Source organism: Streptomyces sp. NPDC093586, assembly GCF_044764905.1.
Lineage (GTDB): Bacteria > Actinomycetota > Actinomycetes > Streptomycetales > Streptomycetaceae > Streptomyces.
In genome coordinates, this window is sequence record NZ_JBIWJA010000014.1 from 166,541 (window position 1) to 173,658 (window position 7,118).

Annotated in this window: 8 protein-coding genes; 4 read left to right on the forward strand and 4 right to left on the reverse strand. The window is 74.5% G+C overall.

What is annotated here, in order from left to right:
• Window positions 1-5 precede the first annotated feature (5 nt).
• Window positions 6-440, forward strand: a complete 435-nt coding sequence (locus tag ACIRFH_RS17455; RefSeq protein WP_403521403.1) for a Rieske 2Fe-2S domain-containing protein — start codon at window positions 6-8, stop codon at window positions 438-440.
• A 63-nt stretch (window positions 441-503) separates the two neighbouring features.
• On the opposite strand, the gene ACIRFH_RS17460 is transcribed toward ACIRFH_RS17455, so the two are convergent.
• Entirely contained in the window at window positions 504-1,406 is a 903-nt protein-coding gene (locus ACIRFH_RS17460) for a LysR family transcriptional regulator (RefSeq protein WP_403521405.1), read from the reverse strand.
• Between the two features lie 74 nt (window positions 1,407-1,480).
• Here ACIRFH_RS17460 and ACIRFH_RS17465 point away from each other — a divergent pair, with 74 nt between their 5' ends.
• Window positions 1,481-2,446: a DMT family transporter gene (locus ACIRFH_RS17465; RefSeq protein WP_403521407.1), complete on the forward strand. Its 966-nt coding sequence runs from the start codon at window positions 1,481-1,483 to the stop codon at window positions 2,444-2,446.
• A 195-nt stretch (window positions 2,447-2,641) separates the two neighbouring features.
• On the opposite strand, the gene ACIRFH_RS17470 is transcribed toward ACIRFH_RS17465, so the two are convergent.
• On the reverse strand, window positions 2,642-3,973 hold the full coding sequence (locus ACIRFH_RS17470) for an aminotransferase class I/II-fold pyridoxal phosphate-dependent enzyme (RefSeq protein WP_403521409.1): 1,332 nt from the start codon (window positions 3,971-3,973) through the stop codon (window positions 2,642-2,644).
• Window positions 3,974-4,008: 35 nt separating this feature from the next.
• Between ACIRFH_RS17470 and ACIRFH_RS17475 the strand changes: the two genes are divergently transcribed.
• Window positions 4,009-4,695: a pyridoxamine 5'-phosphate oxidase family protein gene (locus ACIRFH_RS17475; protein ID WP_403521431.1), complete on the forward strand. Its 687-nt coding sequence runs from the start codon at window positions 4,009-4,011 to the stop codon at window positions 4,693-4,695.
• A 252-nt stretch (window positions 4,696-4,947) separates the two neighbouring features.
• Here the strand turns inward: ACIRFH_RS17475 and ACIRFH_RS17480 are convergent, their stop codons facing one another.
• On the reverse strand, window positions 4,948-5,952 hold the full coding sequence (locus ACIRFH_RS17480) for an EamA family transporter (RefSeq protein ID WP_403521411.1): 1,005 nt from the start codon (window positions 5,950-5,952) through the stop codon (window positions 4,948-4,950).
• A gap of 84 nt (window positions 5,953-6,036) precedes the next feature.
• A complete protein-coding gene (locus ACIRFH_RS17485) occupies window positions 6,037-6,576 on the reverse strand; it encodes a Clp protease N-terminal domain-containing protein (protein ID WP_403521413.1) in 540 nt (179 codons plus the stop codon).
• A gap of 187 nt (window positions 6,577-6,763) precedes the next feature.
• Here ACIRFH_RS17485 and ACIRFH_RS17490 point away from each other — a divergent pair, with 187 nt between their 5' ends.
• Window positions 6,764-6,958 (forward strand): hypothetical protein, encoded by a 195-nt coding sequence (locus ACIRFH_RS17490; protein ID WP_403521433.1) that lies wholly within the window; start codon window positions 6,764-6,766, stop codon window positions 6,956-6,958.
• Window positions 6,959-7,118 lie beyond the last annotated feature (160 nt).

Here is a 7,118-nt window from a genome sequence, read left to right on the forward strand (position 1 = left end):
TCAGCATGACCAGCACACCGTTTCACCCCGCAACGGGACCGGCTCGTCGCACGGTCGTGGCGGCGGGGCTCGCCGTCGCCCTGACCTCGTGCGGAGGTTCGGACGGCGGCACGTCGGAAGATTCCGGTGCGGCGAACGGCGGCGAGAACGCCGGGACCGCGCTCGCGGCGACCGCGGACATCCCCGAAGGGGGCGGGAAGGTCTTCGCCGACCGGAAGGTCGTGGTCACCCAGCCCGCGGCGGGCGAGTTCAAGGCCTTCTCGGCCACCTGCACCCATCAGGGGTGCGCCGTGACGGACGTCTCCGACGGCGTCATCCACTGTCCCTGCCACAACAGCACGTTCTCGATCACCGACGGCGGCGTCCGGGGCGGTCCGGCGCCCAAGCCGCTGCTCGCCGTGCGGATCACGGTCAGCGGGGACTCGATCGAGCTGGCCTGAAGGGAGGACGACGAGCCGCGGGGCGCAAAGCCGTCCGGGTGTCGTCGCCGTAGGGCGGAACGGTCAGCCGAGCCGTCCCGCCGCCGTCCGCAGCGCCTCCACCGCCGCCCGGATCGACGGGCGGCGGTCGGCGTCCGCGCGCCACACGACGTACACGTGCCGGCGCACCCGCTGGCGCAGCGGCACGGTGACGACGCCGGCGGGCACGGGACGGCGTCCGAGCAGCGGGGCGATGCACACGCCGAGCCCCGCGGCGACCAGGCCGAGCTGGGTGTGGGTCTCGGCGGCGCGGTGGCCGATGATCGGTTCGATGCCCTTCGAGCGCAGCGTGAACATCAGCCACTCGTGGCAGAACTCGCCCTCGGCCCACGTGATCCACTCGTCCTCGGCGAACTCGGTGAGGTCCACCTCGTCCCGGCCGGCGAGCCGGTGGCCGGCCGGCATGGCCACGTCCGCGGGGTCGTCGAGGAGGGGCGCCTTGACCAGGCCGTCGGGCACCGGCATCGGCTTGTTGTACCAGTCGAGCACGACGGCCAGGTCGAGGTCGCCGCGCACCACGCCCGCGATGCCGCGCTCGGGTTCCAGCTCGCTGGAGCGGACGCGCAGCGCGGGATGCTCGGCGCGCAGGGCGGACAGCACGGCGGGGAACAGCCCGCGGGCGGCGGTCGGGAACGCCGACAGCCGGAGTTCGCCCACCACCTGCCCGCGGTGGGCCTCGAGATCGGACTGGGCGAGCTCGACCTGGGAGAGGATGCGCGCCGCGTGCTCGGCGAGGAGCCGGCCCGCGTCCGTGAGCCGCACGCCCCGGCCGTTCTTGGCCAGGAGTTGCTGGCCGACCTCGCGCTCCAGCTTGGACATCTGCTGGGAGACGGCCGAGGTGGTGATGTGCAGGCCCTCGGCGGCGCCGCTGACCGATCCGTGCCGGGCGAGGGCGTCGAGGGTGCGCAGGCGCTCCAGGTTCAACATGTAAGCGATGCTACGCAATATCGCGTGCGAAATCTCGATTGTGCTACGAGAAGGGCTGCAGCATCGTTGCCCCCATGAGCAGCGTCACGTCCTCCTCGCCCGCACCTCGCCGCGTCCTCGACTGGCGGCTGCGCTTCGGGGCCCTCGCCCTCGTCTGGGGTTTCAGCTTCCTCTTCATGAAGGTGGGGACGGAGAGCTTTGCCCCGTTCCAGGTCACACTGGGCCGGCTGGTGTTCGGTACGGCGGTGCTGGCCGTGGTGATGGCGGTGAAGCGGGAGCGGCTGCCGCGCGGGGCACGGACGTGGGCGCATCTGGCGGTCGCCGGGTTCCTGCTCAACGCGCTGCCGTTCTCGCTCTTCGCCTACTCGGAGCTGACGATCCCCTCGTCCCTGGCGGGCATCTGCAACGCGACCTCGCCGCTGTGGGGCATGGCCCTGTCCCTGGTCGCCCTGTCCGAGGACCGGCCGACCCGGCTGCGGGTGGCCGGCCTCGGCATCGGTTTCCTGGGCGTCCTGACGGTGCTGGGCGTCTGGCAGGGCTTCCACGGCCTGGACGTCACGGGTACGGCGCCGGCCCTGCTCGCCTCGCTGAGCTATCCGGTCGGCTGGATCTACGTCCGCCGCACCCTGACCGGTTCCCGCCACTCGCACCTGTCCCTGACGGGAGCGCAGTTGCTGCTCGCGACGCTGCAACTGGCGGTCGTCACCCCGCTGTCCACCTCGATGCCGTCACACTTCCCGGTGCTGCCCGTGCTGGCGGTCGCGGCGCTGGGCGCGCTCGGCACCGGGCTCGCCTTCCTGATCCAGTACGACCTGGTCGCCGAAGTGGGCCCGACGACGGCCCAGATGGTCACGTACTTCACGCCGGTCATCGCCACGGCCGCGGGCGTCGCGCTGCTGGGCGAGTCGCTGACCTGGTCGACGCCGGCCGGTGCGGCCGTCGTCCTCGCGGGTGCGGCCCTGACCCAGGCGCGGCCCAGGGCACCCCGCCCCGCCGAGTCGGCGCGTCCGGCCCGGGAACGTCAGAAGGCGACCGCCTGACCGCACGCCGACCGCCGCGGAGGCGTCGGACGCGGCGCCGCATCAGCCCTGTGCGGGCACGTCGGACGCGGCGCCGCACCGCCCCCCGTCCCGCCTCGTCGGACGCCGCACCGCCCCCGTCCCGCCTCGTCGGACGCGGCGCCGCCCCGGCCCCGCCCGGACGCGTCGGCCCCGCCCCGCACCGGCCCTGCCTCGTCAGACGTAGCGCCGCCCCGGCCCCGGCCCCAGCGCCGCCGCGACCGCGTCCGCCAGTGGCCGTTCCTCTCCGTCGGCCAGGGCCGAGACGGTGATCCGGATGCCGGGCGGGGAGCCGATCCGGAAGCGGGCGCCGGGCGCAACGGCCCAACCGGCGTGCAGCAGACGGGCGACGGCGCCGGTCTCGTCCGGCACGGGAACCCACACGTTCATGCCGCTGCGCCCGTGCGCCGTGACACCGCGCTGTCCGAGCGCGCCGAGCAGCGCGTCCCGGCGCCGTCCGTACGCCGCCGCCACCGTCCGCGTGTCCACCGCCTCCCCGGCCCACAGCAGCGCCACGGCCCGCTGGGTGATGCGGCTGACCCAGCCGGGGCCCAGCCGCTGTCGGCCGCGCACCCGGTCGAGGGTGACGGCGTCGCCGGTGAGCACGGCGAGCCGCAGGTCGGGCCCGCAGGCCTTGGCCGCCGAGCGGACGAAGGCCCAGCGGTGCGTCGTACCGGCGAGCGGGTGCAGCGGCAGGTCGACGATGCGGTGGCCGTGGTCGTCCTCGATCAGCAGCGTCTCCGGGTGCTCGCACAGGACGGACCGCAGGGCACGCGCGCGTGTGGCGCTCAGCGCGGCGCCCGTCGGGTTCTGCGCGCGGTCCGTGACGACCAGGGCGCGGGCACCGGCGGTCAGGGCACGGCGCACGTCGTCGGGCAGCGGCCCCTCGTCGTCGACGCCGACGGGGACCGTGCGCAGGCCGAGCGCGGGCACGAGGTCGAGCAGGCTGCCCCAGCCGGGGTCCTCGACGGCGACGGCGTCACCGGGCCGCAGGTGTGCCGCGAGCACCCGTTCCATGGCGTCCAGCGAGCCGGACGTGACGGCCACGGGGCCGTCCGGCACGCCGTCGGCGTCCAGCTCGGCGCGCGCCAGGCGCTCCAGCTCCGGTTCCACGGGCGCGTGCCCGTACAGCACCGGCTCCCGGTCGCCCTGTCCGGCGGCCGCGGCGAACACCGGGCCGAGCGCGGGCAGCAGCGCCGGATCCGGGTTGCCGGCGGACACGTCGCGCACGCCCTCGGGCACCTCGACGCGGATGAACTCGCGCCCCGTGGTGGCCGGCTTCGCGCGCACCCGGCTGCCCCGGCGCCCGGCGGTCTCGATGACCCCACGCTCCCGCAGCGTGCGGTAGGCCGCGGCGACGGTGTTGGGATTCACCCCCAGTTGCTCGGCCAACTCCCGCATGGGAGGCAGAGATTGCCCCGGTTCCAGCTCGCCCGCGCTCACCGCACGTTCGACGCTCGCGGAAATCTCCGCCGCACCACGCCCCGTGATCCGATACTCTCCTAGCACAAACAACATTATGCACTAGTGCAATGGAGAGCACCATGCAGGGGACCCCGCAGACACCGTCGCAGCCCACGACCGCCTACTCGCCCACCGACCGCACCGTCCCCACCCGTTCCCCCGGCCGGGCCTCCTACGACAAGGAACTGGTGCACGCGATACTCGACGAGGGCTACGTCTGCCACCTCGGTTTCGTCCGCGACGGCGCGCCCGTCGTCCTGCCCACGCTGTACGGCCGGGTCGGCGAACGCCTCTACGTGCACGGCTCCACGGGCTCGCGCCCGCTGCGGATGGCGGGCCAGGCGGACCCGGGCCTGCCCGTGTGCCTGACGGTGACGCACGTGGACGCGCTGGTGCTGGCCCGCTCGGCCTTCCACCACTCGATCAACTACCGGTCGGTCGTGGTGCACGGCACCGCGTACGACGTGACGGACCCCGAGGAGAAGCGCACGGCTCTGGACGCCCTGGTCGACCACGTCGTCCCCGGCCGCTCGCAGGACTCCCGGCCGGCCGACAAGAAGGAACTGGCCGCCACCGCCGTGATCCGCCTCGACCTGGACGAGGTCTCCGCCAAGCTCCGCACCGGCGGCGTGAACGACGAGCCGGAGGACCTCGCCCTCCCCCACTGGGCCGGCCTCCTCCCGCTGCGCAAGGGCTACGGCACCCCGATCGCCGACCCGGGCCTGGAAGCGGGCACCGAGCTGCCCGGCTATCTGACCGCCCTGTGACGCGGGTCCACCCGTAGGAGCGTGCGGTGCCGTCGCGAAGGCTCCGCCGTCAGGCGAGCTCCGGCGGCCTCCACGCCCGTCGCACCTCCGCCGCCACGAGGCCCGTGACCGAGCCGGGCACCAGCGGGGGCCACCCCTCGGGCAGAGACGGACCGGCGTCTGCGGGCGGCGCCGGCCGGCCCTGCGCCGGGCGGCTTCCGGGGGCCCGCCCCAGGCGGCCGGAGGCGGGTGGTCGCACGCACGGCCGGCTCTCTAGGCCGACGTCCCCCGGCTGGACAACTCCCTTTCCGGCCCGCCGCTCGCCACCGGGTCCGCGGAGCCCTTGGCGGGCGCGGAGGACTGGGCGATGAAGGCGCCCACGAGGACCACCACGCCGCCGACGATCTGCGGCGCCGAGAGGTGTTCACCGAGCAGGATCCAGGCCAGGACGGTGGCGATGACCGCTTCGAGGCACGCCACGACGCCCGCGACCTGTGGTGACAGACGACGCACGGAGAGCACGCCGGTGACGTAGGCGAGGACCGTGGCGACGAGGACGATCCAGGCCAGCAGCAGGGCGGCGGCGACGGGGGTGCCGTTCATGGGCGCGGTGTCCGCGAGCAGGGACCAGTCCATGGTCCAGGGACGGGCGATCACGGTGAGCACGGCGGCGCCGACGAGCAGCCCGTACGCGATGACACCCAGCGGGTCGGGCGCGTCGTCGCCCGCGTCGCTGCCCTGGTCGGACAGGACGAAGTAGCCGACCTGGCAGCAGGCCGCGCCCAGCGCGAGCAGCAGCCCGAGGGCGTCGAAGCCGAGGCCGGACCAGACCTCCACGACGCAGGCGAGCCCGCCGACCGCGAGGACCACACCGAGCGCGGCCGCCCGCGTGACCGGCCGGCGCTGCACGAACCGCACCCAGCCGAGGACCAGGGCGGGTGCCAGGTACTCGACGAGCAGGGCGACGCCGACGGGGATCCGGGAGAGCGCGGCGAAGTAGCAGGCCTGCACACCCGCCACGGCGAAGAGCCCGAAGCCGGCCAGCAGCCCCGGGCGGCGGCGCAGCAGCGCGCGGTGGCGCACGGCGAGCGGGAGCATCACCAGGGCCGCGCCGGCCACCCGCAGCCAGACCACGTGGAGCGGGTCGAGGCCCGCCTCGATCAGCGGCTTGGCCGCGACACCGGAACCTCCGAAGGCGACCGCCGAGGCGAGCGCGAGTCCGAGCCCGGCGCCCTTTCCCCGGCTGCCGCGAGGGCTGTCAGTCGTCTGCACCGGCACATGATGACAGGGGACGACATGACCGTCACCCCCAATGACACCTGTCTCACCGGCTGGACATCCGGCATGGTGCCGGTCGTGGGGTCAGGGCGTCGGCCCGACGTGGTCGTCCACCCGGGCGAGGACCGTGCGGGGATCGACGGCGGCGCGGCCGAGCACCTCGACGGCCCGGGCCCGCGGATCCGCGACGAGGGCCGCGAGCAGGTCGATTCCGCGGGCCTCGGCCGCCTTCCGCCGGGCGGCGCGGGCGCGGGCGTCCTCCATGGCCGCCGCGGCCAGCGGCGAGAATCCGGTGGTCCCCCTCACCACGGGCACGGCGCCGGAGTCCTCGACGGCGCTCTGCCAGCGCAGGCCGTATCCGATGCTGCGCTGTACGAGGTAGCCGAGCAGGCGGGCGAGCTGCGGCCCCTCGCCGAGGACGGCCCGTGCCTCGGGGTCGTACTCCAGGAGGGAGTGCAGCAGGTGGGCCGTGTCGATCTGCCGGTCCCCGTCCCGCACCGCTCTGCGGCGGGCACCGGAGACCACCGGTGCCAGTTCCGCGCTGAACGGGGCATCGGCGTCGGCGCCGTCCGGGCGCCGGTCGCCTTGCTCGCCGGCCGACTGCCGGGGGGTACGGGGTTGCACGTCTCCCAGCACATCACCCCCTTCGGCCCGGGACATCCCCGGACGGGAGCATTTCGGCGTCCCACGCAGAGTGGACCCGGCGGGCCGGAGCATCCTCCTTACGGAGGAGATCACGCCGTTGGCCCCCTCATGCCGCGCGCCGCCTCACGGCACAACCCCAGCGGGCCGTCGCGGGTCCGACAGGGGTATGAGGAGCAGGTGCGCGTGCTGGCTGGTGGCGCTGCCGGCGGTCGACGGCCGGGAGTACGTGTACCGGGTGTACGCGCCCGAGGACGCACTGGCCGCCGACCTGTTCTGGGACGCCTGGCACTGTCACGACGAGAGTGCCCTTCCGCGCGCGTGGGACCTGTTCGACGCGGCGGTGATACGGCGGACGGACTGACCGCGGCGCGCGCACGAGGGCGCCCCGCGGTATCGCTGCGCGGGGCGCCCGGCCGTGCCGTACCGGTCAGTCCTCCCTACCTTGTTGATCGGGATGAGCGAGCCATTCGTAGGGTTGGCTCACCCAGGGGGTCCGGGTGTGGCTTTCAGTCCTCTGCCGC